Origin of the sequence: Martelella limonii (assembly GCF_013344475.1) — a bacterium.
GTDB classification, from domain to species: Bacteria; Pseudomonadota; Alphaproteobacteria; order Rhizobiales; family Rhizobiaceae; genus Martelella; species Martelella limonii.
Window position 1 is genome coordinate 19533 of record NZ_JABUOU010000008.1, and the last position, 24124, is coordinate 43656.

24 protein-coding genes, 1 tRNA gene and 1 other annotated feature are annotated in these 24124 nt (G+C 61.0%); of the genes, 12 read left to right on the plus strand and 13 right to left on the minus strand.

What is annotated here, in order from left to right; genetic code table 11:
* Nucleotides 1-140 precede the first annotated feature (140 nt).
* The 6 genes from HPQ62_RS15535 to argH all read right to left on the minus strand — a co-directional run bounded on the left by HPQ62_RS15535 (nucleotide 141) and on the right by argH (nucleotide 7123).
* On the minus strand, nucleotides 141-896 hold the full coding sequence (locus HPQ62_RS15535) for an SDR family NAD(P)-dependent oxidoreductase (RefSeq protein WP_174803494.1): 756 nt from the start codon (nucleotides 894-896) through the stop codon (nucleotides 141-143).
* A gap of 94 nt (nucleotides 897-990) precedes the next feature.
* On the minus strand, nucleotides 991-3534 hold the full coding sequence (locus tag HPQ62_RS15540; RefSeq protein WP_174803495.1) for a TIGR02302 family protein: 2544 nt from the start codon (nucleotides 3532-3534) through the stop codon (nucleotides 991-993).
* Nucleotides 3535-3635: 101 nt separating this feature from the next.
* The gene (gene lysA / locus HPQ62_RS15545) at nucleotides 3636-4898 is read right to left on the minus strand and encodes a diaminopimelate decarboxylase (RefSeq protein WP_174803496.1); all 1263 of its coding nucleotides are present in this window, start codon (nucleotides 4896-4898) and stop codon (nucleotides 3636-3638) included.
* Nucleotides 4899-4910: 12 nt separating this feature from the next.
* Nucleotides 4911-5189 (minus strand): LPS translocon maturation chaperone LptM, encoded by a 279-nt coding sequence (gene lptM, locus HPQ62_RS15550; RefSeq protein ID WP_174803497.1) that lies wholly within the window; start codon nucleotides 5187-5189, stop codon nucleotides 4911-4913.
* Between the two features lie 92 nt (nucleotides 5190-5281).
* Nucleotides 5282-5512 carry a hypothetical protein gene (locus HPQ62_RS15555; protein WP_174803498.1) on the minus strand — a complete coding sequence of 77 codons (231 nt, stop codon included), beginning with the start codon at nucleotides 5510-5512 and terminating at the stop codon, nucleotides 5282-5284.
* 219 nt (nucleotides 5513-5731) lie between these two features.
* The gene (argH, locus tag HPQ62_RS15560; protein ID WP_174803499.1) at nucleotides 5732-7123 is read right to left on the minus strand and encodes an argininosuccinate lyase; all 1392 of its coding nucleotides are present in this window, start codon (nucleotides 7121-7123) and stop codon (nucleotides 5732-5734) included.
* Between the two features lie 23 nt (nucleotides 7124-7146).
* On the opposite strand from argH, the gene tlpA reads away from it, so the two are divergent.
* Nucleotides 7147-7809, plus strand: coding sequence for a thiol:disulfide interchange protein TlpA (gene tlpA, locus HPQ62_RS15565; protein WP_174803500.1), 663 nt, complete (start codon nucleotides 7147-7149; stop codon nucleotides 7807-7809).
* A 325-nt stretch (nucleotides 7810-8134) separates the two neighbouring features.
* On the opposite strand, the gene HPQ62_RS15570 is transcribed toward tlpA, so the two are convergent.
* From HPQ62_RS15570 to ku, 3 genes are all read right to left on the minus strand, one after another.
* Nucleotides 8135-9379: a Shedu anti-phage system protein SduA domain-containing protein gene (locus HPQ62_RS15570; protein ID WP_174803501.1), complete on the minus strand. Its 1245-nt coding sequence runs from the start codon at nucleotides 9377-9379 to the stop codon at nucleotides 8135-8137.
* Between the two features lie 165 nt (nucleotides 9380-9544).
* Nucleotides 9545-12037 (minus strand): DNA ligase D, encoded by a 2493-nt coding sequence (gene ligD / locus HPQ62_RS15575; protein WP_174803502.1) that lies wholly within the window; start codon nucleotides 12035-12037, stop codon nucleotides 9545-9547.
* 1 nt (nucleotide 12038) lies between these two features.
* Nucleotides 12039-12920, minus strand: a complete 882-nt coding sequence (gene ku, locus HPQ62_RS15580; protein WP_174803503.1) for a non-homologous end joining protein Ku — start codon at nucleotides 12918-12920, stop codon at nucleotides 12039-12041.
* Between the two features lie 179 nt (nucleotides 12921-13099).
* Nucleotides 13100-13155, plus strand: a sequence feature (sul1 is cis-regulatory element that is thought to sense ions involved in sulfur or methionine metabolism; They are found in Alphaproteobacteria).
* A 68-nt stretch (nucleotides 13156-13223) separates the two neighbouring features.
* Between ku and HPQ62_RS15585 the strand changes: the two genes are divergently transcribed.
* From HPQ62_RS15585 to HPQ62_RS15595, 3 genes are all read left to right on the plus strand, one after another.
* Nucleotides 13224-14717 carry a SulP family inorganic anion transporter gene (locus tag HPQ62_RS15585; RefSeq protein WP_174803504.1) on the plus strand — a complete coding sequence of 498 codons (1494 nt, stop codon included), beginning with the start codon at nucleotides 13224-13226 and terminating at the stop codon, nucleotides 14715-14717.
* Between the two features lie 14 nt (nucleotides 14718-14731).
* Entirely contained in the window at nucleotides 14732-15586 is an 855-nt protein-coding gene (locus HPQ62_RS15590; RefSeq protein WP_174803505.1) for a universal stress protein, read from the plus strand.
* A gap of 277 nt (nucleotides 15587-15863) precedes the next feature.
* Nucleotides 15864-16967 (plus strand): linear amide C-N hydrolase, encoded by a 1104-nt coding sequence (locus HPQ62_RS15595; RefSeq protein ID WP_174803506.1) that lies wholly within the window; start codon nucleotides 15864-15866, stop codon nucleotides 16965-16967.
* 160 nt (nucleotides 16968-17127) lie between these two features.
* Here HPQ62_RS15595 and HPQ62_RS15600 read toward each other — a convergent pair whose 3' ends face one another.
* The 4 genes from HPQ62_RS15600 to HPQ62_RS15615 form a co-directional block, all read right to left on the minus strand.
* Nucleotides 17128-17337 (minus strand): cold-shock protein, encoded by a 210-nt coding sequence (locus HPQ62_RS15600; RefSeq protein WP_024707768.1) that lies wholly within the window; start codon nucleotides 17335-17337, stop codon nucleotides 17128-17130.
* Nucleotides 17338-17635: 298 nt separating this feature from the next.
* Nucleotides 17636-17779, minus strand: a complete 144-nt coding sequence (locus HPQ62_RS15605) for a DUF1127 domain-containing protein (RefSeq protein WP_174803507.1) — start codon at nucleotides 17777-17779, stop codon at nucleotides 17636-17638.
* Between the two features lie 347 nt (nucleotides 17780-18126).
* Complete coding sequence (locus HPQ62_RS15610) at nucleotides 18127-18270, minus strand: DUF1127 domain-containing protein (RefSeq protein WP_174803508.1); 144 nt, start codon at nucleotides 18268-18270, stop codon at nucleotides 18127-18129.
* 289 nt (nucleotides 18271-18559) lie between these two features.
* Nucleotides 18560-18634, minus strand: a tRNA-Thr gene (locus tag HPQ62_RS15615).
* Between the two features lie 135 nt (nucleotides 18635-18769).
* Here HPQ62_RS15615 and HPQ62_RS15620 point away from each other — a divergent pair.
* The 8 genes from HPQ62_RS15620 to yacG all read left to right on the plus strand — a co-directional run bounded on the left by HPQ62_RS15620 (nucleotide 18770) and on the right by yacG (nucleotide 24104).
* The gene (locus HPQ62_RS15620; protein WP_174803509.1) at nucleotides 18770-18955 is read left to right on the plus strand and encodes a hypothetical protein; all 186 of its coding nucleotides are present in this window, start codon (nucleotides 18770-18772) and stop codon (nucleotides 18953-18955) included.
* Between the two features lie 224 nt (nucleotides 18956-19179).
* Nucleotides 19180-20472: a UDP-N-acetylglucosamine 1-carboxyvinyltransferase gene (gene murA, locus HPQ62_RS15625; RefSeq protein ID WP_174803510.1), complete on the plus strand. Its 1293-nt coding sequence runs from the start codon at nucleotides 19180-19182 to the stop codon at nucleotides 20470-20472.
* Nucleotides 20473-20566: 94 nt separating this feature from the next.
* A complete protein-coding gene (locus HPQ62_RS15630) occupies nucleotides 20567-21007 on the plus strand; it encodes a DUF2948 family protein (protein WP_174803511.1) in 441 nt (146 codons plus the stop codon).
* 30 nt (nucleotides 21008-21037) lie between these two features.
* On the plus strand, nucleotides 21038-22336 hold the full coding sequence (gene hisD, locus HPQ62_RS15635) for a histidinol dehydrogenase (RefSeq protein ID WP_174803512.1): 1299 nt from the start codon (nucleotides 21038-21040) through the stop codon (nucleotides 22334-22336).
* Nucleotides 22337-22338: 2 nt separating this feature from the next.
* Nucleotides 22339-22812, plus strand: coding sequence for a UPF0262 family protein (locus HPQ62_RS15640; protein ID WP_174803513.1), 474 nt, complete (start codon nucleotides 22339-22341; stop codon nucleotides 22810-22812).
* 231 nt (nucleotides 22813-23043) lie between these two features.
* Nucleotides 23044-23262, plus strand: a complete 219-nt coding sequence (gene infA / locus HPQ62_RS15645; RefSeq protein WP_018067566.1) for a translation initiation factor IF-1 — start codon at nucleotides 23044-23046, stop codon at nucleotides 23260-23262.
* An 18-nt stretch (nucleotides 23263-23280) separates the two neighbouring features.
* Nucleotides 23281-23901: a Maf family nucleotide pyrophosphatase gene (locus HPQ62_RS15650; RefSeq protein WP_174803514.1), complete on the plus strand. Its 621-nt coding sequence runs from the start codon at nucleotides 23281-23283 to the stop codon at nucleotides 23899-23901.
* On the plus strand, nucleotides 23898-24104 hold the full coding sequence (gene yacG / locus HPQ62_RS15655) for a DNA gyrase inhibitor YacG (protein WP_174803515.1): 207 nt from the start codon (nucleotides 23898-23900) through the stop codon (nucleotides 24102-24104). The genes HPQ62_RS15650 and yacG overlap by 4 nt, the downstream gene beginning before the upstream one ends.
* Nucleotides 24105-24124 lie beyond the last annotated feature (20 nt).

A 24124-nucleotide genomic window follows, 5' to 3' on the forward strand; every position in this document is an offset into this window, starting at 1 on the left:
TTGAAGAATGCACGGATTGAAAGCCCTCGCGGCGCCTCCGTCCTCAGTTTTCCCTTTCAGACCGAGATCGAAACCGGACGCATTCCGGTTCCGGGGACGAATGCAGGCTGTCAAAGCCAGTCGGCGAGGCCGGCCATCCGTTACTGCGCGGCGTAGCCGCCATCAACCAGGTGATAGCTGCCGGTGATGAAGGACGCCTCTTCCGACAGCAGGAATGCCGTCAGCGCCGCGACCTCTTCAGACGTGCCGAGCCGACCGATGGGATGCAGGGCGACCAGAGCCTCGATCGCATCGGGCTCCATGTTCGCATCAAGGAGCGGCGTGCGGATGAAGCCGGGGCCGACCGCATTGATGCGGATGCCACGCTTGGAATATTCGAGCGCCGCAGACTTCGTCATACCCACCACCGCATGCTTCGACGCGACATAGGCCGGTGCAGTCGGCAAGCCATTCGTCCCGAGAATTGACGACATGTTGACGATCGCGCCGCCGCCCGAGGCCTCGATCGCGGCAAGCTCATACTTCATGCAATAGAACACTGCATGCAGGTCCACGGCCAGAACCTTGTGCCAGGCCTCGATGTCGTAGTCGCCGATCGGGGCGGACGGTCCGCCGATGCCGGCATTGTTGATCGCGCCGTAAAGCCCGCCATAGCTATCGACAGCAAACTGCACCATTGCTTCTACCGCTTTCGAATCGCCGACATCGAGCGCAAAGGCCTTGGCATTGCCGCCGGACTTTTCGACATCTTTCACGACCTTTTGCGCATGATCCTCATTGAGATCGGCAACGACGACATTGGCCCCTTCCCGCGCCAGAAGGTGGACGCAGGCTTCGCCGATTCCCGACGCGCCGCCGGTGACAATGATGGTCTTGTTTTCGAATCTCTTGGTCATGACGAATACTCCTTCTTGAGAACGCAACAATGCGTGCGTCCTCACTTAAGGTGGCCATCCGGACCGCCATTTTAAAGGCTCAGCACAGGACAAATCAGTTCTGGGACTGGGGCTCCAGAAGCCGTTCCAGATAGGGCGGCTCGGAGGGAAGCGGCGCATCCTCGTTAAGGCGCTCGCGGATGGCGTCGAGAATCTCGCGGGCGCGCTGGACGGTGATCTCGTCGGGCACGTCCACATTGTCTCCGAAGTCGAGGCCATCTGCGCCCTGATTGCGGCCGAGCGGATCGCGGCCTGCCTGATTGCCGAAGCCCTGCTGGCCGCCCGGGCCCTGCCCCTGCTGGCCTTGCTGCCCCTGCCCTGCCATCATCGCGTTCATCATCTGCTGCGCGCCATCCCGCAGCGCCTGAAGCGCCTTGCCCTGCCCTTCAACCGCGCTCGAGCCTTGGCCCTCACCCAGCGATTCGGCCGCGCCATCCATGGCCTCGCCGGCCTGGTCGAAGCCTTCCGCGGGCGGCATGCCGAGCTCTGAAAGCTTCTCCTGCAATTCGGAAAGCTGTTCTGAAAGCGACTTCTGCTGTTGCTGGAGCTGTTTCAGCGCTTCGCGCAGTTCGTCCGCCGTCATGTCGCGCGGCTGTTTCTCGCCGCTCTCCTCGGGCATGCCTGGCATCGGCTGTGGATCACCCCAGCGCTCGCGGTCACGCAATTGCTGGTCGAGATCGAATGTCTCGTTCATCAGCCGTTGCTGCTCCTGGATCAATTCGCCAAGCTTGTCGACCTGCTGGCGCATCTCCGAATTCTGCTGACCCCCCTGCTGGCCCGCCGTCTGGGATGGAGGCTGCAGGTTGTTCATCATCCGTTGCAGCTCCGACAGAAGCTGCTGGGCGGCATCCCGGTCGCCGGAACGGGCGAGGTTCTCGAGCTGGTTCATCAGATTGTCGAGATCGCGCTGGCGCAGCGTCTGCTGATTGCCGGGCTGCTGATCGGAGGGCTGCATGCGCTCTGCCATCTCGGACATGAACTGCTGCATCGCCTCGCGCAGCTCCTGCATCAGCCGCGCAATCTCCGCCTCCGACGCGCCGTTCTGCAGCGCCTCACTCAGCGCATCCTGCGCATCCCTGAGCCGCCGCTCCGCATCCGACAATGCGCCATCCTCTATGCCGGTCGCGATATCCCACATGTAGTCGGCCGTATCGCGAAAGCTCTCCTCGTCATGCGCGAGGGACATTCGGGTCTGGGCCGACTTGATCAGCAGGAACTGGGAAAGGTCGGGGATCGTTTCTTCCGGCCGGAGCGTGATGGCATGGCTATATTGCAGCGCTTCCGGCATGCGCCGGGTGTCGAGGGAAAAGATCTGGCGCTGCTCGGCGACCGATCCCGCCAGAAGGTTGCGAAACGCCTTGGCCGGGAGCACCATTTCGAGCGCAGGCGTACGGCCGGTCTGCCCCGCCGCGTCCTCTGCAATGAGCGTAATGGTCACGGGCGTGCCGGAAAGCGGATGCTCTGTCAGGTTCCGGCTGGTGAGCGCGGAGTGATCCTTCGAGGAGCGCGCCGGCATGTTGAGCGGAAATTCCGGCAGCGGATAGACCGGCTTGGCGCCCTCCTGCCCCTCGCCCGCCGGCCCGATCTCGGCATGGAGGCGGCTGACGCCGTAGTCATCCGTCACGGTATATTCGATTTCCAGCGCGCCGTTCGCCGCGGCCTTCGGCGTCCCCTTGAAGGCAATCACCGGCGGCTGATCGGCGTCGACCGCGATATCCCAGCTGCGGCCCGCCGCCTCAAGCCGGCCGCCGGACGAGAGCGTGAAGCTGGCGCTCTTGGCAAGCGCACCGTCGTCTTGCGAAGCCGCGGCCTGTTCCGCATCGCCCCCCTCCGGCGTGAAGGTGACCGGCTGGTCGGCGCCGCGTCCGGAAAGCCTGACGGTCAGAACGGATCCCGCCGGAATGCCCGTCACGGCTTCGCCGCCCTCTGCCTGAAGATAGACCGGCGCCTTGCGGGTATAGGCAGGCGGCGATATCCAGGCGTCGAAGCGTAGCGCCACCGCAGTCTCTCCCTCGCCTGCAGGCGGCTGAAACGCATCGGCAAGCCGCGCCGATCTGTCGGGACCGGCATAAAGCCAGGCAACGAACAGCAACAGCACCGGAATGGCGCGCAGGGCATAGGGATCGAGGGCTGCGAGGTCTGGCTTCGGCAGGCCGCTGTCGATCGCGCGCAGCTTCTCGGCCATGCGGCTTTGATGCGCCTGCCACAGCGCCATCGCCTCCGGCGTCTCATGCGCCGGGCGGTCGAGCCGCACGGAAATGGCCTGATGGGAAAGCGCGTTATGCGCCTCAAGACGGCGTTCGGCAGCGTGTACGGAAGGGAAACGGACGCGCCGCAGCGGCCAGAGGCTGACCAGGAACCCGGCCACGAGACCCGCCAGAAGCACAATGCGCGCGGCAAACGGCATGAGCAGGAAAACGCCGAGCCAGGACAGCGCGAGATAAAGCGCGACAATCAGCCCCGGCCACAAAAGGCGCGGCGCCAGCTCCTCTATCAACAGGTTGAATTGCGTGAGCCGCCGCTTGCTGCGAATGCGGCGCGTCAACGCGTCATCCGCTGCAGTCCTGCCTGGTTCAGCTCTATCGGTATCGGCGGTCATGAGCCCCTGTCGTCGCACGGCGTGATCGGATCAGGATAGCACGCTTTGTGTCGATAGCGAGGTCAAGCGGCAAAATCCCGGGCGATATTGCCGCGTCTGGCTTAGAGCCAGTCGGGAACCGAATCGAGGCCGATCAGCTCTTCATAGCTGCCGCGCGGGCGCACCACATGGAAGCGGTCGCCATCGACCAGCACCTCCGGCACCAGAAGCCTGGTGTTGTAGGTGCCGGCCTGCACCGCGCCGTAGGCGCCCGCCGTCGAGACCGCCAGCAGATCACCGGGTTCGGGCCGCGCCATCTCGCGCGCAAGCGCCAGATAATCCCCGGTCTCGCAGACGGGACCCACGACATCGGCCGTCATGCGATCCGCAGCAGGCTTCAGCGCCACGGGGCGAATCTCGTGATAGGCATCGTAAAGCGTCGGGCGAATGAGATCGTTCATCGCGCCATCGACGATGACGAAGCTTCTGGCATCCGCATCCTTCACATAGATGACTTCGGTGACGAAGATACCGGCATTGCCCGCGATCATCCGTCCCGGCTCCGCGACAATCCGGCAATCGAGGCCCGACAGTTCCTCGCGGATGATGCTGGCATAGGCGAGCGGCTCCGGCGGCGGATTGTTGTCGAACTGATAGGGAATGCCGAGCCCGCCGCCGACATCGACATGGTCGATCGCGTGGCCTGCGGCGCGCAGTTCCGTCACAAGCTGCCGCATCAGCCGGAAGGCATCGCGGAACGGCGAAAGCTCGGTGATCTGGCTGCCGATATGCATGTCGATGCCGGTGACGCGAATGCCGGGAAGGCTCGCCGCATGGGCATAGACATCATGGGCGCGGGCAAAGGCGATGCCGAACTTGTTTTCCTTCTTGCCGGTCGAGATCTTGGCATGGGTCTTGGCATCGACATCCGGATTGATGCGGAAGGAGACCGGCGCCGTCACGCCCTTTTTCATCGCCCGGGCGTTCAGCACCTCAAGTTCCGGTTCCGATTCGACGTTGAAGCAGTAGATGCCGGCCTCAAGCGCGAAGTCGATCTCGCGCACGGTCTTGCCGACGCCGGAAAAGACGATCCGCTCTGCCGGCACGCCGGCGGCGAGCGCACGGCGCAACTCGCCTTCCGAGACCACATCCATACCGGCGCCGAGATTGGCGAGCGTCTTCAGGACGGCCTGGTTGGAGTTGGCCTTGACCGCGTAGCAGACCAGAGAATCCGTCCCCGCAAAGGCTTCCGCGAACACCTTGTAATGGCGGGTGAAGGTGGCGGTGGAATAGCAATAGAACGGCGTGCCCACGGCAGCCGCGATCGCCTCTATGGAAACGCCTTCGGCATGGAGCACGCCGTCACGATATTCGAAATGGTTCACGTCTGGCCTGCGTCAGTTAAGCAGTGGATCGAGGAGGAAGGGCTCGCCATCGACGGCGGCATCCGGCCCGGCATTGATGACATTGTCGCCGGAACCATCGAAGATGATCGGCTTGTCGTTGGGGGCTAGCTGGATCGTCGGCTCGGCCTCACCGCCGGCGGCCTGGGCACTGGCGGCGCGCGCCTGCTGTTTCGGCGTCGGCGGCGGCACTTCCAGCGGCCCGCGCCTTCCGCAAGCGCCAAGCGAAAGCGCCATCAGCGCAAGAACGGCAATCGTCACAGTCTTCTTCATCAGGAGCCCCGAACAGCAAGCGGGTGCTGCGCACCCTCAGGCAAACCTGATAGCCGATCAGGATCGCTTTGTGCACCCCCGTTTTCGGCGTGTCACACCTTGTCGGAGATTTCCAGCCGTCTTTCGATCCGCTCCAGACGGGCGTGAATGTTCGCGATCGCACTCTCATGAGCGGTCGTTTGCGTCATGAAGCCGAGCATATGCTGCTGCATGCCGATCAAAGTTGTCTTTATCTCGGCCTGACCATGTTCGAGATTGGTCATGCGCGACTGGATCGCCTTCAGATGCTCGAGCAGCAATTCATTCGTGACATTGTCAGCCATGGCGGTGCCTCGCTTGCTGCCTTGAATGAAACGCCCGGTCGACAGGCTTGTCAATCCTGTCCTGACAGCGATGGAGCGGGCGTGCGGTGCCCCTCCCACGCTCCGTGTCACCCTCGGGCTTGACCCGAGGGTCCAGGCGACATCGCGATGTCCCCGTCATGCCAACACATGGCGCATGATCACCGACCCGAGCCGGGACCGGACCTTGTCAGAAGGACCTCAGACCCGCTCGCGCCACCAGGCGATCTGCTTTTTCACCTCGTCCGGGGCCGTGCCGCCGAAGCTCTTGCGGCTGGCGACCGAGGCTTCGACCGTCAACACGTCGAAAATTCCTGCGGTGATCTGGGCGTTGATGCCCTGAAGCTCTTCGAGCGACAGTTCGGCAAGATCGCAGCCCTTCTTCTCGGCGAGCGCCACGGCGGCGCCCGTTGCGTGGTGGGCGTCGCGGAACGGCAGGCCCGCCTCGCGCACCAGCCAGTCGGCGAGATCCGTCGCGGTGGAAAAGCCGGAGCCGGCGGCAGCCTTCATCGAGGCCACATTGACCGTCAGGTCGCCGATCATGCCGGTCATCGCGGCAATCGCCAGATCCAGGCTGCGGGCGGCGTCGAAGACCTGCTCCTTGTCTTCCTGCATGTCCTTGGAATAGGCGAGCGGCAGGCCCTTCATCACGGTCAGCAGCGCCACCAGCGAGCCGTTGATGCGGCCGGTCTTGGCGCGCACCAGTTCGGCGGCATCCGGGTTCTTCTTCTGCGGCATGATCGACGAGCCGGTCGAAAAACTATCCGACAGCCGCACGAAATTGAACTGCGGCGTCGACCAGATCACGATCTCTTCCGCCAGCCGCGACAGATGCGTGCCGCAGATCGAGGCGATCGAGAGGAATTCCAGCGCGAAATCGCGGTCGGAGACCGTATCGATCGAATTGCGCGTCGGCCCGCCGGAAAAGCCGAGCGCTTCTGCCGTCATGTGGCGGTCGATGGCAAAGCCGGTGCCTGCGAGCGCGGCCGCGCCGATCGGGCTTTCGTCGAGGCGCTCGATGGCATCGCGGACGCGCGAGCGGTCGCGGCCGAACATTTCGACATAGGCCATGCAGTGATGGCCGAAGGTCACGGGCTGGGCGGTCTGCAGATGGGTAAAGCCCGGCATCACCGTGCCGGCATGCTCTTCCGCCCGCGTCAGAAACACGCCGATCAGCCGCGACAGCGCTTCCTCGGTGCGGGCAAGCTCCTTCTTCACCCAGAGACGGAAATCGAGCGCGACCTGGTCGTTGCGCGAGCGGGCGGTGTGCAGACGTCCGGCGGCGGGGCCGATCAGCTCGCGCAGCCGGCTTTCGATATTCATGTGAATATCCTCGAGCTGGCGCGAGAAGGTGAAGTCGCCCGCCTCGATCTCACGACGAATTGTTGTGAGCCCGTCGATAATTGACCGCTTGTCCTCTTCCGAAATGATCGCTTTGGCGGCAAGCATGGTCGCGTGCGCGATCGAGCCGTCGATATCCTCGTTGTAAAGCGCCTTGTCGAAATCGATGGAGGCATTAATTTCCTCCATGATCGCGTCCGGGCCGGAGGAGAAACGCCCGCCCCACATCTTGTTCGAGTTGTCGGAAGCCATGAAGTGCCTATCTGGAGAGTGAAATGACGAAGAAGAGCCGCAAGAGCCCGGTCTCCGCCAAACTGTTTGTAATCGCGCTTGCCGCTGGCCTGATTGCCGGCGCCGTGGCGGTATACGTGAAAAACGCCGTTTCTGGCAATGGTGCGGGCGAGATTGCGGGCGCGTGCAAGGCCGCCACGGAGACCGCAGAACGGCTGAAGCCCTTCGCCAGGGGCGAGGTCGCAGCCTTCATTCCCGCCGACGAACCGAAAAAGCTCTCCGCCCTCACCTTCCGCGATGCCGACGGCGAGACGACGCTTGCCGACCTTTCCGGCAAGACGGCGCTGATCAACCTCTGGGCCACATGGTGCATTCCCTGCCGCGAGGAAATGCCGGCGCTCGACCGGCTGGAAGCCGACATGGGCGGCGACAATTTCGAAGTCGTCGCGATCAACCTCGACAGCGGCGGCGACAGCGACGACAAGCCGCTCACCTTCCTCAAGGAAACCGACATCACCAACCTCGCCTTCTACCGCGACGAGACCATGGCAACCTTCAACACCCTGAAGAAACAGGGCCTCGCCTTCGGCCTGCCGTCAACGGTGCTGGTGGACGGCAATGGCTGCCTGCTGGGCTCGCTGAACGGACCGGCGGAGTGGGACAGCGCGGATGCCAAGGCGCTGGTGGGGGCGGCGCTTGGGGGGTGAGGGGTGGGGAGATGAGCCGTTTGGCGCCTCCAGTTTGGTCGTTCGCCTTCTCTCGACCTTGTCCTGAAAGCTGCCGTCCGTTGCGCTTCTAGCGAAGTTTTATGACGGGTGGAGAGCGGACGTTCGCCACGTATCAAGCACACGACTAGGATGCGCAGAAGCCGGACATTTAACTTCCGAATCTGTTGCTAGCTTGTTTTTTACTTGGCCCAGATCAACGGCCTTTTAGAGCGTTTAAACCCGCAGATACCGCATTCTCTTTGCTTGTGGAACCGGCCAAGTGTTACAGGCAAAAATGCCTAAGAATCAATTATCTAATAAATTCCTATATCAGGCCCCAACCAACGGAAGCTTGGTGACCTATTGCGATGGCATCATAGTCAATTATTGAGTAGCTTGAATCGTAGGCGCGCAGGGCTTGATGTATTTCTTCTGGGTTCGAATTCTCCATACTCCCTACAATCAAAATTTTTTTCGGATTATCTACCTTTATGTTGTATTTTTCCCAGGCATATTCTTTATTTTTATCAAAGCCAAAATAACTCTGATAGTTAGCCAGCTGAGAAAGCCCCTCATTCACGTAATCTATAAATCTGCGACGCGAACGCTTTCCTCTAGTTAAGCTCTTCTTATCGATAGCAGCCAGCTTGAAATCAGCGATATCGAAATAACCGTCTCGCCGCAAAATAAAAGCGTCCGGCTTGATTGATTTCTCATCGATGCCCCCATCATGCTCAATCCATTCCAAGGCGGCATTGTGTATAACTCTCGCCGAGTTGAATAGTCCTTCCAGAATATTTGGATGCGTGGCCAGATATTCGTCGATGGTTGTTTCACGCAGCCCGCCCGAAAGTGCAACATTCTGAAGCATCGAGCTTTCGAAGATCGCCACACTATCTCGTTTTACCGTAGCAACCCCACGAACCGTGGCGGATTTCGCACCATTCTCCACGGGCTGGCATCTTTCATCAACACCCAAGAGGTTATGAAAGAATTTTTCGAGCTGGTTGGAGTTGATGGACTTTCCGTGGATCCCAAGAAGCAATATGTTCTTCCCACGAAAAAGGCCATCGTGATGATTAAGAATTCCACAATTTTCAATTAACAAATTCTGAGAACTAGAATTAAAGTGAAAGTGAGATCCTTCACCACCGGTTCGATTTAAAATAGTCCCATATTCTGATATAAATCCGAATCTATTTTTTGCAGAATCAAAGTCTTTTCCTTGACAGAAAAGAATATTTGAAAAACTTACGAATCCATCTAAATATGGAACATCCTTACCTTCAATTGAAATAGTGGACCCTCCTTCAACTCTACCTTTGAATATATCAAAATACATATGAATTTCTTCATATTTGGCGATTCTTGGTTGAAGTTCTCGCGGGGATCTGCTAGCGCCAATCAACTCCATTCCGTACTGATCTCCAAAATTCATAAAGACAATATGGGTTGGGAAAAGCGTTACACACCCTTCAGGTGATTGAAGGCGAGAACCTGATCGCGATAATAATTTAAAGTAGCCATTCCACCTTTTTGTCGAATATTTTCTGTATTCGAAGAAATCCATTTGTTCCTCCTTTTCGAAAAAGATTTAACTAATGCGGTTTTATTTCGGTTAAAACTCGACTACAAATTCACTCTAGGATCTACAACTAGGTAGTGAGGCTACCACATCGAAATGCCAGAGACGTTAGAGTCTCAGTAAGCTCACGGCCCCTCTCTCGCCACCGCCTCACCCCACCCGCTTCTCCAGCCGCCCAATCACCGCCTTTCCCAGCGTCTGCGGCTTCACCGCCAGCGCCGGGTCCTTGGCCTTCAGCCGCGCCTCCATATCCCCGATCGTAAAGCCCGAAGCGCTCTTCAGGGCCTTGAGCTCCTCCCAGGTCACCGGCGTTGCCACGGGGGCGTTCGGGCGGGCGCGCAGCGAATAGGGGAGGATGGCGGTGGCGCCGCGTTCGTTGCGGAGCCAGTCGATGAAGATGCGGTTTCGGCGCTTGGCCTTCGACATGGTGGCGATGTAGCGGTCGGGGGCTTCTTCCGCCAGCATGTGGGCGAAGGTCCTGGCGAAGGCCTTCAGCGTCTCCCAGCTCACCGTCCGCTTCAGCGGCACGATGACATGGATGCCCTTGCCGCCGGTGACCATGGCGGTGGAGAGAAGGCCGATCTCCTCCAGCACATCGCGCATCTCGAAGGCGGCCTTTTTCGTTTCGGCAAAGCCGAGGCCCTCATCCGGGTCGAGGTCGAAGATCAGCCGGTCGGGCGCCTCGATCCGGTCGGCGCTGGCACCCCAGCCGTGAAACTCGATCGTGCCCATCTGGGCGGCGGCGACGAAGGCTGCCGGGCTTGCGACATAGAGATATTCGCCGGTGTCGCCGTCCTTTTCCTCGATGTCGATGCGGGTCATCTCGTCCGGGAAGCCCTTGCCGGCATGTTTCTGGAAGAAGCTCTCGCCATCGATGCCGGAGGGGCAGCGGTAGAGCGACACCGGCCGCTTGCCGGCAATCTCCAGCATCCGCTTGCCGACCAGCGCATAATGGCGGGCGACATCCGCTTTGGTGATGCCCGCCTTGCCGAAAAGCTGACGCTCCGGATGGGTGATTGCGATGCCGGCAATGGTCTCGTCGCCGGTCTTTTTCGGTTTTTCCTGACGCACCGCGCCCGCCTCCTTGTCGTCGCGCAGGCCGAGAAACGCGCCGTGGCGGATATGGCCGTCGGCGGTGAACTCGGCAAAATCGATTTCCGCCGCAAGCTTCGGCGTCACCCACCGCGCATCGCGGGCGATCTCGCCCGGCACCTCGGCAAAGGGCGTGGTCTTGCGGGCGAGCTTCTGCAGGCGGGCGCCGAGATCATCGAGCACCGCCTCGTTGAACCCCGTGCCAACCCGGCCGCGATAGCAGAACACGCCCGCATCGTCGTACTGGCCGACGAGCAGCGAGGCGAAGGGGCGGCCCTTCTTGTCTGACGGCGAATAGCCGCCGATCACGAATTCCTGCCGCCTTGTGCATTTGATCTTGCGCCAGGCGCTGGTGCGGGCATGGCGATAGGGCGCATCCGCCTTCTTGGAGACGATCCCCTCGCCGCCGGCAGCGCAGATTTTTTCGAGGATATCGCCGCCATCGCCTTCGACATAGGTGGAAAGCCGCACCGGCCCGGCGTCGAGATCGAGCGGCGACAGCGCCTCTTCCAACTGCTGCTTGCGTTCGCTGAGCGGCAGGGCGGTCAGCGACTTGCCGCCACGCTCCAGAATGTCGAAGGCATAGAACACCAGTTCCCCGCCCGACTTCAACGCCAACTGCAGCGCGGAGAAGGCCGACGCGCCCTTCTTCACATTCGCCGCCATGATCTCGCCGTCGATCAGCAGGCTTTCATCGCCAAGCGCTTCGAAGGCATCGGCAAGCGCGCCATAGCGTTCCGTCCAGTCCTTACCGGAGCGGGTGTAGAGTTTGGCAGCACCCTCGCTGATGGCGGCGATACAGCGATAGCCGTCGAACTTGGTCTCGTGGATCCAGTCCACCCCCTCCGGCGCTTCATCATAGAGCGTGGCAAGCTGCGGCTTGCGGAAGGCGGGGAATTTCGGGCGCGCGGTCTTCTTCTCCGCCTTCGCCGCCTCGGGCTTTTCGCCGGGCTTTTTCGTCTTGCGCTTCCAGACATGGTGACCGGCCTCGATTTCCTCGAAGCTGCGGCCGGTGGCGGCGCTCAGCTGATAGGTGTCGGTCAGCCGGTCAGGTTCATCGCTCGCCTGCTCATCGCGTTCCTTGATCAAGAGCCAGTTCTCGCGCTTTTCGCGGCCGCGCATGCGCACCAGCGCAAAGCCGCCCTGCATCCGCGCGCCGTGCAAGCGGAAATGCAGCTTGCCCGCCCTAAGCCCCTCCTCCGGGTCGTGCAGCGGCTCCCAGCTTCCGGTGTCCCACACCATCACCGTGCCGCCGCCATACTGGCCCTTGGGGATCGTGCCCTCGAAATCGGCGTAGTCGAGCGGGTGATCCTCGGTCCGCACGGCAAGCCGCTTTTCGCCGGGATCATCGCTCGGGCCGCGGGTGACGGCCCAGCTCAAAAGCACCCCGTCCCATTCCAGCCGAAAATCGTAATGAAGCCTGCGGGCGGCGTGCTTCTGCACCACGAATGTGAGCTTGCCGGCCTTGCTCCTGCGCCTGCGGCCGCGCTTCGGCTCCGTCGTCTGCGAGAAGTCGCGCTTGGTCTCGTAGTCGGCAAGCTTGTCGGCCATGTCACGAGGCCTTCTTGCGGCTCGTTGATTTGGCGGGGGACTTGGCGGCAGAGGACTTCGAAGCCGGGCGCTTGGCTCCGCTGCCGCTCTTTTTCGTGCCGTCCAGGCTCTTCTTCAGCGCGCTCATCAGATCCACGACATTGTCTCCGGAACCGGCGTCACGGTCCTTCTCGTCGGCACGGGCCCGCGGCGTCTTCCTGTTCTTCTGCTTGGCCTTCAGAAGCTCGGTCAGCGCCTCGCGGTAATGGTCGTGGAAATGCTCGGCCTTGAAGGGTGCGGTCTTGCGCTCGATCAGCGAGGTCGCAACGTCGAGCAGATCATCGTCGCTCGCCTCGTCCTCGATCGACGAAAACAGCGGATCTGCATTGCGGATCTCGTCGGCGTAATGCAGCGTCTCCAGAAGCAACCCGTCGCCGCAGGGGCGCACGGCGGCGAGATATTCCTTGCCGCGCATTGTCAGCTGCCCGAGTGCAGTCTTTTCCGAACGCCGGAGCGCGTCGCGGATCACACGGTAGGCCTCTTCCGCCAGATCATCGGCCGGCACGATATAATAGGGCTTGTCGTAATAGATCGGCGGGATCTCGCAGGAGCCGACGAACTGCACCAGTTCGAAGGTCCGCTTGGTCTCGAGCTTGATCGCATCCACCTCTTCGGGGTCGATCAGGATATATTCGCCGTTCTGCTCGTAGCCCTTCACAATGTCATCCGCATCGACCGGGCCGATGCCTTCGACGACCTTTTCGTAGCGCACCCGTTTTCCGCTCGGCTGGTGGATCTGCCGGAAGGAAACGCTCGAACTGCGACTGGTGGCGGAATGCAACTCGACGGCGATCGACACCAGCGAAAGCCGCATCTGCCCTTTCCACAATGCACGTGAGGCCATGATCTTCACTCCGGATACAGGAATACGCTACGCCTGTTTCAACGGATGGTTGGCGGCATTGGTTCCCGCGACGCGCGGCGATCAAGGCGGCAGCGCGCCGCAATGGCGCTTTTTGGCCATAATTTGCCCTCTGAACCTTGCCCTTCAGGGCGTGCACGGTTATTGACAAGGCATTGAACCACGGACCCGGTGAAAATCCGGGTGGCTCTTCCGGCCGCCGATCCGCCGGATAACCATTGAAAACCTGTTTCCTCCCACGGTGCGGCCCTTGCCGTGCCGCAAACAGAATTTCAGGGATCACACATGTCATTTTCGCTTACCCAGTACCGCCGCGAGTGGTTCGGCACGCCCCGCGCCGATATTCTCTCCGGTCTCGTCGTGGCGATGGCGCTCATTCCGGAAGCCATCGCCTTTTCCATCATCGCCGGCGTCGACCCAAAGGTCGGCCTGTTCGCCTCGTTCTCGATCGCGGTGATCATCGCCTTCGTCGGCGGCCGTCCGGGCATGATCTCGGCGGCAACGGCGGCAACCGCCGTGCTGATGACGCCGCTGGTGGCCAGCTACGGGCTTGAATATCTGCTCGCCGCCACCGTGCTCGCCGGTGTCATCCAGGTGATTTTCGGCATATTGAAGCTCGGCGCGCTGATGCGCTTCGTCTCGCGCTCGGTGATGACGGGCTTCGTCAATGCGCTGGCGATCCTGATCTTCATGGCCCAGCTTCCCGAACTCATCGACGTCACGCCGATGACCTATGTTCTGGTCGCAGCAGCGCTGGCAATCATCTACATTCTGCCGCGCTTTACCAAGGCCGTGCCCTCGCCGCTGGTCGCGATCGTGCTGATCACCATCATCACCGTCCTCCTCGGCCTCGATGTCCGCAATGTCGGTGACATGGGCGAGCTGCCGGACAGTTTCCCTTTCTTCCACCTGCCGATGGTGCCGTTCACGCTCGACACGCTGCTGATCATCCTGCCCTATTCGCTGGCGGTCGCCGTTGTCGGTCTGCTCGAAAGCCTGATGACGGCGCAGCTGATCGACGACCTGACTGATACCCGCTCCAACCGCAACCAGGAATGCGCGGGCCAGGGCATCGCCAATTTCTGCACCGGCTTCATCGGCGGCATGGCGGGCTGCGCCATGATCGGCCAGTCGATGATCAACATCAAATCCGGCGGCCGCGGTCGTCTGTCCACCTTCATCGCCGGCATCGTGCTGCTGCTTCTCGTGGTCGTGCTTGACCAGTGGGTGCGCCAGATCCCCATGCCGGCACTGGTTGCCGTGATGATCATGGTTTCGATCGGCACCTTCTCCTGGTCGTCGATCAGGAATCTGAAGGAGCATCCGCGCTCCTCCTCGATCGTGATGGTCGCGGTGGTCGCAGTGGTGGTCGCCACGCATAATCTCGCCATCGGCGTGCTGGTCGGCGTGCTGCTGTCCGGTATCTTCTTTGCCTGGAAAATCGCGCAGTTCTTCGGCGTTCGCTCCTCGCTGTCTGAGGATGGCAACACCCGGACCTACCATGTCGAGGGTCAGCTGTTCTTCGCCTCGGTCGAGGATTTCAACGCCGCCTTCGATTTCCGCGAAGTGCTGGAAAAGGTCGTCATCGACCTGACCCGTGCCCATATCTGGGATATCTCCAGCGTTGCCGCGCTCGACATGGTGGTGATGAAATTCCGCCGTGAAGGGGCCGAGGTGGACGTCGTCGGTCTGAACGAGGCGAGCGCCACGATCGTTGACCGGCTCGCGGTTCACGACAAGCCCGATGCCCTCGAAGTATTCATGAAACAGGGCCATTGAAGGAGGAGACGAAAATGGAAAAGCTGACAGCCTTTATCGATGGCTCCACCTATGCCGAAAGCGTGTGCGACCATGCGGCCTGGATTGCGGGTCAACTCGGCATCGCCGTTGAACTCGTCCATGTTCTGGGCCGCACGCGCGACCGCCAGTCGGAGGCCAATCTCTCCGGCTCGATCGGCCTTGGCGCCCGCACGTCCCTTCTCGAAGAGCTCGCCGAAGCGGATGCGCAGAACGCAAAACTCTCGCAAAAGCGCGGACGCCTGCTCCTGGAAGCCGCCGTGGCGCGGCTTTCGGAAGATGGCGTCACCGCTGTCACGACCAAGATGCGCAACGGCGATTTCGTCGAGGCAATCGAGGATGTCGGCACGGCCTCGCGCCTCATCGTCATCGGCAAACGTGGCGAGGGTGCGGATTTTGCCTCCGGGCATCTGGGCTCGAACCTCGAACGCGCGGTGCGCACCGCCAAATGCCCGGTCTTCGTGGCCGCGCGCGCCTTCAGGCCGATCCACAAGGTGCTGATCGCCTATGATGGCGGCGCAAGCGCCGACAAGGCGGTAGAGCGCGTCACCACAAGCCCGATCCTCGACAAGACCGAAGTCACGCTTCTGGCCGTCTCGAAGGAAGGAGATACGCTTTCCGGCAAGGCCAGAGAGGCTGTCCGCAGGTTGGAGGCAAGCCATATCAAGGCGAAGCTCGTCAACCGGCCGGGCCACGCCGAGAAGGTGATCGAGGAGGTCGCCGCCGAAGAACAGGCGGACCTGCTGGTGATGGGCGCCTATGGTCATTCCCGCATCCGCGCGCTCGTGATCGGATCGACGACGACATCCGTTCTTCGTGCCTGCAGGATCCCGGTTCTCCTGGTGCGCTAGGCCATCTTCCCGCGCGCGGTCCCGGACCGCGCGCCATCGGCTCTCAGACTTTTTCTGGTAACACCAGATACTGCGCGCGCAAAGCGCGCGCAGAGAAGCCATTGTTTTAAAATGACTATTCCCGAGACAAACCCTTACCTTTTTCCGTTCTCGATCTTCGTTCGTCAAGACTGACATCGCAAAAGCTGATAGCGCTCTTGTTGTCTGCGTGTCGCGCCGCCGTGTGAATTCCACAGGCCCGGCCGCCCTGTTACAGACCGCACAACCGGAGAAGACGATGAAGACCACGCTAATTTCCAAGGGCATTCGATTGACTGCTGCCGCTCTCGCATCCGTCGCGATGCTGACGCCTGCGGCCGAGGCCTGCACAGGCATAACGCTCACCGCCAAGGATGGCTCTGTAGTGCGTGCGCGCACGATGGAGTTCGGCGTCGACCTCCAGTCGGACGTGATCGTTTCGCCGCGCAATTTCGCGCGCGTCGGCAGCACGCCGGATGGCAAGCCGGGCATCAGCTGGAAAGCCAAATATGCAAGCGTTGGCGCCAATGCCACCGGCCTGCCCCTGATGGTCGACGGTTTCAATGAAAAGGGGCTGTCGATCGGCATCTTCTATTTCAGCCAGTCGGCAGGCTTCCAGCCTTACACCGCTGAAGCACAGTCAAGCACGCTCGCGCCGTGGGAGCTTGGCTCCTACATTCTCGACAATTTCGCAAATGTCGAAGAAGCCCGCGCGGCCCTTGCCGACATCACTGTCGCTCCGGTGGTGTTCGAGCAGTTCGGCATCGTCCTTCCGGTTCACTACGTAATCACCGATGTGACCGGCAAGACGATCGTCGTCGAATATGTCGATGGCGAGCTCAACATCCACGACAACAAGCTCGGCGTCATCACCAACAATCCGCCCTTCGACTGGCACATGCTCAACCTGAAGAACTACGTCAACCTCTCCTACGACAACGTGCCGCCCAAAGAGCTTGGCGATGTCACGGTGACGGGTTTTGGCGAGGGCACCGGCATGCTGGGCGTTCCGGGCGATTTCACCTCCACCTCGCGCTTCGTGCGGGCGGCACTGTTCCAGACCGGCGTCGACAAGGGTGCCACCAGCGAGGACGAAGTGTTCCAGGCGTTCCACATCCTGAACAATTTCGACATTCCGAAGGGATCGATCCGGGAAACCGATGCCGATGGCCAGGTCCATCAGGACTACACCCAGTGGACGACGGCGAGCGACCTGGAAAACCAGCGCTTCTACTTCCGGACCTATGACAGCAGCAGCATCCGCTATGTCGATCTGACGGCGCAGGATCTCGATGCAGCCGACGTCAAGACGATCAAGATGGAAGGCTACGAGACGGCAACGGACGTCGGAAACACGCAGTGATTGGAACGGGGCGATCTTTAGGGGTCGCCCTCCCCCTCTTTACCCGGCGTGACCGCTGTGAAGCCGGCAACCGGGTCAGGCGGGCCTCACGGAGCAAAGAAAAACCCTCCGAAGCGGATGCTCCGGAGGGTTTCAAATGTCAGCCTAAGGCTTTCGCCAATCAGGCGGCGCTGAGGTTTTCAGCGGCGCTCTTGCCGGTGCGGCGATCGGCGACAACTTCGAAGTTGACCTTCTGGCCTTCAGCAAGCGTGGTCATGCCCGAGCGCTCAACAGCGGAAATGTGAACGAAAACGTCCTTGCCGCCATCTTCCGGTTCGATGAAGCCATAACCCTTGGTGGAATTGAAGAATTTTACTGTTCCGACGCTCATAACGATTTCCTTTCAAATCGTGCGTTCAAAGATCACATGATGTACATCATGCAGTGCTCGACTTTGATAGGAAGATCGTTCTGTGCGCTCGCGCGCCGACGTAACTTAACAAACAAATTCGATAGTGGCTTGTTACGCGACATTGAGGATCGGGGCAAGACGCTAAATTTTTAAATTTCGGTACGGTTGACAGAAAAGCAGCCTGCTCAATGCAAAAAAAAGCCCCCTGCCCGGGAGGTGGGCAGAGGGCCGTTTGGAAAATGTCACCGCCTCATAGGGCGGTCATGTCCGCGTCCGCTTACTTGACTGCCTTGCGGGCAACCTGGCGGATATCTTCGCGGTTGATACCGAGATCGGCCAGCTCGCGGCTGTTCATGCGATTGAGCTCGCTGACGGTCTGACGGTATTTCATCCAGCTGTTGAAGCTACGTGCCATGCTCATATCAATCTCCCTTCGTTTGAAGGTTTTCGGCGTCGCAATCGTTGCGGCGCATCCCTGTCTTTCGACACTTCGAGATATAGGCCTTTCGGCCGATGCCTGGCAGGTAGGCAAAAGCAGAAGTCCTATGCATTGAATGCAAGGCTGGGAAAAAGCGAATGAAACCGGTACGGCAGCAAGCGAGGAGAAGCGCCATCAGCACAAAAAAATAACGCTCACCGGGGGAGGAGGATCCGGTGAGCGTCATTTTGGTTGGCCGGTGATTTGGGAGGAGGAGGAGGATCACCGACCTATCGGAGGGCATTTGGGAGGAGGAGGAGAATGCCCTGCGAATTCCTGATTTCAATCGGTCAGAATGCGGCCTTGCGGGCAACCCGACGAATATCCTGGCGGCTGATGCCGAGGTCGGACAATTCACGGGTCGACATCCGGTCAAGCTCGGCAACGGTCTGGCGATACTTCATCCAGTTGTTGAAAGTGCGTGCGACACCCATGTTCGTCTTCCTTCGTTCGTCTGCGTCTTGATCGACGCTCATCAACTCGTCTTGAACCGGGATATAATCGGTTCATGCGACGGCAGATAGACCCGTTTCAGCATCCCCCCTATGCAAAAAACGCAGGGCTGAAAAATCGCATGGAAAAATGCCTTGCGGACAGGCGGATGCAGAGAGGCGCCTGCGCGCGCAGGCAACAGGACGCCCAGGAAAGCGCATCTTGAAGATGGGACCATATGAGCCGAAGCGCAGGGCGTTATCTGTGCAGATGTGGAACGCTGGAGATGAATGGTGCTGCTAGAGAGATTTGAACTCTCGGCCTCTCCCTTACCAAGGGAGTGCTCTACCCCTGAGCTATAGCAGCCCGTTTCCGGTGGACCGGAACGTGCCAGTCACCGTTGTCCGGTGCAGGCAAGCGGCCTATTGCCATAGCTCGACTTCGAGTGCAAGACGCTTCTCAAGAAAACTTTCGCATACCGACAGTTTTGCCGGAACCGACATGAACGACAAACCTTCCATGACAGCGGCCGAACGCGCCGCAGAAGAACGCAAGGCCCGCGCGGCACAAAAGCTGAGGGAAAACCTGATGCGGCGCAAGCAGCAGACCCGCGCCCGCCGCAAGGGCGCCGCCGACGAGACCGACGGCCTGCCCGCATCCACTGACAAGGCGTCAGATCAGGAGTGAGGCCGGCATCGTGCTTGCTTTGCGCCGGCATCGACAATGCAGCTTTGCCAGCCTTGCCCCTGCCATTTTTCACCATTCCTTGTGCATTGGCCTATATACGCATTGAAACGGCGGTCGTCGGAAACGACTTCTCAACCAATGCAATTGATCATAGGGGCCGCTTCGTCTAAAGCGACGCCCCATCAGCTTCAAGGAGAGGCCGGGCCTGCCCGGAATTGTTTCACATGGATAGAATCAGAGTCGTCGGCGGGAACCCGCTCAAGGGTGTCATCCCCATCTCAGGCGCAAAGAACGCTGCCCTGCCTCTGATGATCGCCTCGCTTTTGACCAGCGATACGCTGACGCTTGAAAACGTGCCGCATCTGGCCGACGTCGAATCGCTGATGCGCATCCTCGGCAGCCACGGCGTTGACATCTCGGTCAAGGGCCGGCGCGAGCGCCAGGGCGATGGCTACGCCCGCACAATTCATTTCAGCTGCCCCACGATCACCGACACCACCGCATCCTATGAACTGGTGCGCAAGATGCGGGCGTCGTTCTGGGTCATCGGTCCGCTGCTGGCGCGCGAGGGCATTGCCCGCGTTTCGCTGCCCGGCGGCTGCGCCATCGGCACGCGTCCCGTCGATCTCTTCATCGAAGGCCTGAAGGCCATGGGCGCCGAAATCGAGATCGAGGCCGGCTATGTCGAGGCGAAGGCCCCGTCTGGCGGGCTTGCCGGCGGCCGCTACGTATTCCCGAAAGTCTCGGTCGGCGCCACCCACACGCTGATGATGGCGGCAACGCTTGCCAAGGGCACCACCGTTCTGGAAAACGCTGCGCGCGAACCGGAAATCGTCGATCTCGCCCGCTGCCTCAAGGCCATGGGTGCGAAGATCGAGGGCGAAGGCACGTCGATGATCACGATCGAGGGCGTCACATCGCTTTCGGGCGCACGCCACGCCGTTCTGCCGGACCGCATCGAAACCGGTACCTATGCCATGGCCGTTGCCATGACGGGCGGCGAAGTCACGCTTGAAAATACCGATGCGAGCCTGCTAACCGCAGCGTTGGCCGCAATCTCGGCCGCTGGCGCGGAGATCACCACCACAGAAACCGGCATCCATATCGTCGGCCACGGCGACGACATCCGCCCGGTCGACATCACCACCGAACCCTATCCGGGCTTCCCTACCGATCTGCAGGCGCAGTTCATGGGCCTGATGACGCGGGCGAAGGGCACGTCGCGCATTGTCGAAACGATTTTCGAAAACCGGTTCATGCATGTTCAGGAACTCGCCCGCCTCGGCGCCGACATCGCGCTTTCCGGCCAGACGGCCACGATCCGCGGCGTACGCGAACTGCACGGCGCGCCGGTGATGGCAACCGATCTGCGCGCCTCGGTGTCGCTGGTGATCGCCGGTCTTGCAGCCAAGGGCGAAACCAATGTCTCGCGCGTCTATCATCTCGACCGCGGTTTCGAGAATCTCGAAGAGAAGCTCACCAATTGCGGTGCTGAAATCGAACGTATTTCGGACTGACGCCGATAAACCAGACAAGGGCGGGCTTCAGCGGTTGCGAAAGCCTGCCCTTGGCCCTATCTCGGGGAAAACACCAACCGCCGGGAACATGCGCATGACGACCGACCCACTGAAGCTGATGGCGCTCGACGAGGAAGACCTCGCCGTGATTTCCGCGCACATGCAGGACGCCGTCTTCCTGTCGGTGGATGTCACCTTTTCCAGGGTCGCAGGTCAGCTCCAGCTCCTCACCAACCGTTTCGTCTGGGAAAAGAAGCGCGGCTTCTTCAAGAAGCCGGAGCGCCGGCGCGCAGCGCTCGTGTTCAAGCGGGTCACGGCAGTGCGCAGCATCGGGCTTGAGCGCGACGCCCGCGACGCCGTCAACAATCTTCTCTCCGTTCAGTTCGAAAAGTCGGGCGAAGGCCCGGAAGGCTCGATCGTGCTTGCGCTTTCGGGCGGCGGCGAGATCGTGGCCGATGTCGAATGCATCGAGGCGCTGATGAGCGACCTTTCCGGAAGCTGGGAAGCCCGCGGCCGCCCTCACCACCCCCGCTGATCCTTTTCAATATCGAATACCGAGGCACTTATGGCGATCTGGCTCAACGCGGCGGATGATGATTTCGAGAGCGGCTTTCGCGCCCTGCTATCCATGAAGCGCGAGGTGTCGAAGGATGTCGGTGACGTGGTGGAGGCGATCCTCGCCCGCGTCAGGGCTGAAGGCGACGCAGCCCTTGCCGATTATTCCGCCCGTTTTGACAGCATCGATTTTGCGGTGACGCCGATGCGCGTCGGCGCAGACGAGATCGACGCCGCCTATGCAGCGGTCGATCGGAAGGTGATCGAGGCGCTGGAGCTTGCCGAAAAGCGCATCCGCAGCCACCACGCGCGTCAATTGCCGAAGGATGATTTCTACGAGGACGCGATCGGCGTCGGGCTTGGCCATCGCTGGACGGCGGTCGAAGCCGTCGGCCTTTATGTTCCCGGCGGAACCGCAAGCTATCCAAGCTCGGTGCTGATGAACGCCGTTCCGGCAAGCGTTGCGGGCGTGGAGCGCATCGTCATGGTCGTGCCCGCCATGAAGGGCGCGGTCAACCCGGCCGTGCTTGCCGCTGCCAAGATTGCAGGCGTCAGCGAGATCTACCGGATAGGCGGCGCGCAGGCCGTGGCAGCCCTTGCCTTTGGCACCGAGAGCATTGCGCCGGTCTCGAAGATCGTCGGCCCCGGCAATGCCTATGTCGCAGCCGCCAAGCGCGCGGTGTTCGGCACGGTCGGCATCGACATGATCGCCGGCCCCTCCGAAGTGCTGGTGATTGCCGATGGCGACAACAATCCCGACTGGATTGCAGCCGACCTTCTGGCCCAGGCCGAGCATGACACGGGCGCGCAGGCGATCCTGATCACCACCAGTGCCGATCTCGGCAAGGCGGTGGAAGAGGCGGTCGAACGGCAGCTGAAGACGCTTCCCCGTGCCGAGATTGCGGGCGCGAGCTGGCGCGACTTCGGCGCGATCATCACCGTGCCGGATCTTGCAGCCGCCATGCCGATTTCCAACCGGATCGCGCCGGAGCATCTGGAGCTTGCGGTCGACGATCCCGACGCGCTGATACCGCTTGTGCGCAATGCCGGCGCGATCTTCGTCGGCCACCATACGCCGGAGGCGATCGGCGATTATGTCGGCGGTTCGAACCATGTTCTGCCCACCGCCCGTTCGGCGCGCTTTTCTTCCGGCCTTTCGGTACTGGACTTCATGAAACGCACGTCTATCCTCAGACTTGGTCCCGAACAGCTGAATGCTCTTGCGCCAGCAGCCATCGAGCTTGCAGAATGCGAGGGACTATCCGCCCACGGGCGATCGGTTTCCATCCGCCTCAACCGCAAGGAATAGAGATGAGCGAGGGCGAATTCAGGCTGAGCGATGTCGAACTCGACGAGAGCATCGGCCGGGCTTCGCCCGATGTCGAGCACGAACGCGCGGTTGCGATCTTCGATCTTCTGGAGGAAAACCACTTCAAGCCGGCAGGCCACACCGGCGGCCCCTACAAGCTGACGCTCTCGATCATGGAAAAGCGGCTCGTCTTCGACATCACGCTCGAAGGCGGCGAAAAGGTCGCGACTCACATCCTGTCGCTGACACCGTTCCGCCGCATCGTGAAAGACTATTTCATGATCTGCGACAGCTATTACGAAGCGATCAAATCCGCCTCCCCCTCCAAGATCGAGGCGATCGACATGGGCCGCCGCGGTGTCCACAATGAAGGCTCGCAGACCCTGCAGGACAGGCTGAAAGGCAAGATAGAAATGGACTTCGACACCGCGAGGCGTCTGTTCACACTGTTCTGCGTGCTCTACTGGCGCGGCTGAACGCCGGCCTCCCCCGGAACAAAAAGCGGTCACGGACCCAAAGCCGGTTCACAAACGTTGAACTATTGTGTAGGTTCCGCCGCAAATCCCGCAGCCCCGCGCGCATCAACCCGCTGCGACAAGGCTGCAACCCATTGAAACTGGCACCTCCCCGCCGGCATTTGGCCCCCGCGGGGTCGTGGCGTTTGACCGGCAATCCGGCAACGCAGCAAAGAGAAGAAAACGACATACATGGCAAAAGAAGAAGTACTTGAGTTTCCGGGCGTCGTCGTCGAGCTTCTGCCGAACGCGACCTTCCGGGTCAAACTCGAAAACGAGCACGAAATCATCGCCCATACCGCCGGCCGCATGCGCAAGAACCGCATCCGCGTTCTCGCTGGCGACAAGGTTCTGGTCGAAATGACCCCGTACGATCTCACCAAGGGTCGGATCACCTACCGCTTCAAGTAAGAAGCTCAAGGCACTGGCTTGACCGCGAACAATCCCAAACTCGTGCTGGCATCGGCCTCTCCCCGAAGGGTCGAGCTGCTGGCGCAGATCGGCATCAAGCCGGACCGCATTCATCCCGCCGATATCGACGAGACCGCGCTTGCCAGGGAGACGCCGCGGCAGCTTGCCGAAAGGCTTGCCCGCAAGAAGGCGGAAGCCGTCTGTGCCGCGCTCGGCGCGGATGCGGCATGGCATGGCGCGCTCGTCATCGCCGCCGATACGGTGGTTGCGGTGGGCCGCAGGGTCCTGCCGAAGGCGGAACGCGAAGATGAGGCTCAAGCCTGCCTCGCGCTTCTTTCCGGGCGCGGACACCGGGTCTATACCGGGCTCTGCGTGCATCCGGTCGGCGAGGATGGCCACAAGGCCCGCGTGATCGAAAGCCGCGTCACCTTCAAGCATCTGTCGCGCCACGAAATCTCGGCCTATCTCGCCTCCGGCGATTGGCATGGAAAGGCCGGCGGATATGCCATCCAGGGCATGGCAGCTGCCTTCATCAGTCAGCTCGTCGGCTCGCATTCCGCCGTGGTCGGGCTGCCGCTTTATGAGACCGCGCACCTGCTTTCCGGGCGCGGCTATGACGTTCAGAGAGCATGGACATGAGCGAGACCAAGAAAGCCAGCGTCGAACCTTTGCGCAAACCCCGCGACTGCCCCGAATGCGGACGGCCCTCGACGCGGGAGAACTATCCCTTCTGCAGTTCCCGCTGCCGCGAGCTTGATCTGTCGCGCTGGCTTACCGGCTCTTATGCGATACCGGTTGCCGAAGACGAATCGAAGGCCGGTGGCGATGAGGGCGAATACTGAGCTGGGCAAAGCCACGCTGA

Excerpts from the sequence above, each read along its gene's own strand:
- HPQ62_RS15535 (WP_174803494.1), bottom strand. The coding sequence starts at position 896 with ATGACCAAGAGATTCGAAAACAAGACCATCATTGTCACCGGCGGCGCG.
- HPQ62_RS15540 (WP_174803495.1), bottom strand. The coding sequence starts at position 3,534 with ATGACCGCCGATACCGATAGAGCTGAACCAGGCAGGACTGCAGCGGAT.
- lptM (WP_174803497.1), bottom strand. The coding sequence starts at position 5,189 with ATGAAGAAGACTGTGACGATTGCCGTTCTTGCGCTGATGGCGCTTTCG.
- HPQ62_RS15555 (WP_174803498.1), bottom strand. The coding sequence starts at position 5,512 with ATGGCTGACAATGTCACGAATGAATTGCTGCTCGAGCATCTGAAGGCG.
- argH (WP_174803499.1), bottom strand. The coding sequence starts at position 7,123 with ATGGCTTCCGACAACTCGAACAAGATGTGGGGCGGGCGTTTCTCCTCC.
- tlpA (WP_174803500.1), top strand. The coding sequence starts at position 7,147 with ATGACGAAGAAGAGCCGCAAGAGCCCGGTCTCCGCCAAACTGTTTGTA.
- HPQ62_RS15570 (WP_174803501.1), bottom strand. The coding sequence starts at position 9,379 with ATGGATTTCTTCGAATACAGAAAATATTCGACAAAAAGGTGGAATGGC.
- ligD (WP_174803502.1), bottom strand. The coding sequence starts at position 12,037 with ATGGCCGACAAGCTTGCCGACTACGAGACCAAGCGCGACTTCTCGCAG.
- ku (WP_174803503.1), bottom strand. The coding sequence starts at position 12,920 with ATGGCCTCACGTGCATTGTGGAAAGGGCAGATGCGGCTTTCGCTGGTG.
- HPQ62_RS15585 (WP_174803504.1), top strand. The coding sequence starts at position 13,224 with ATGTCATTTTCGCTTACCCAGTACCGCCGCGAGTGGTTCGGCACGCCC.
- HPQ62_RS15590 (WP_174803505.1), top strand. The coding sequence starts at position 14,732 with ATGGAAAAGCTGACAGCCTTTATCGATGGCTCCACCTATGCCGAAAGC.
- HPQ62_RS15595 (WP_174803506.1), top strand. The coding sequence starts at position 15,864 with ATGAAGACCACGCTAATTTCCAAGGGCATTCGATTGACTGCTGCCGCT.
- HPQ62_RS15600 (WP_024707768.1), bottom strand. The coding sequence starts at position 17,337 with ATGAGCGTCGGAACAGTAAAATTCTTCAATTCCACCAAGGGTTATGGC.
- HPQ62_RS15605 (WP_174803507.1), bottom strand. The coding sequence starts at position 17,779 with ATGAGCATGGCACGTAGCTTCAACAGCTGGATGAAATACCGTCAGACC.
- HPQ62_RS15610 (WP_174803508.1), bottom strand. The coding sequence starts at position 18,270 with ATGGGTGTCGCACGCACTTTCAACAACTGGATGAAGTATCGCCAGACC.
- HPQ62_RS15620 (WP_174803509.1), top strand. The coding sequence starts at position 18,770 with ATGAACGACAAACCTTCCATGACAGCGGCCGAACGCGCCGCAGAAGAA.
- murA (WP_174803510.1), top strand. The coding sequence starts at position 19,180 with ATGGATAGAATCAGAGTCGTCGGCGGGAACCCGCTCAAGGGTGTCATC.
- HPQ62_RS15630 (WP_174803511.1), top strand. The coding sequence starts at position 20,567 with ATGACGACCGACCCACTGAAGCTGATGGCGCTCGACGAGGAAGACCTC.
- hisD (WP_174803512.1), top strand. The coding sequence starts at position 21,038 with ATGGCGATCTGGCTCAACGCGGCGGATGATGATTTCGAGAGCGGCTTT.
- HPQ62_RS15640 (WP_174803513.1), top strand. The coding sequence starts at position 22,339 with ATGAGCGAGGGCGAATTCAGGCTGAGCGATGTCGAACTCGACGAGAGC.
- infA (WP_018067566.1), top strand. The coding sequence starts at position 23,044 with ATGGCAAAAGAAGAAGTACTTGAGTTTCCGGGCGTCGTCGTCGAGCTT.
- yacG (WP_174803515.1), top strand. The coding sequence starts at position 23,898 with ATGAGCGAGACCAAGAAAGCCAGCGTCGAACCTTTGCGCAAACCCCGC.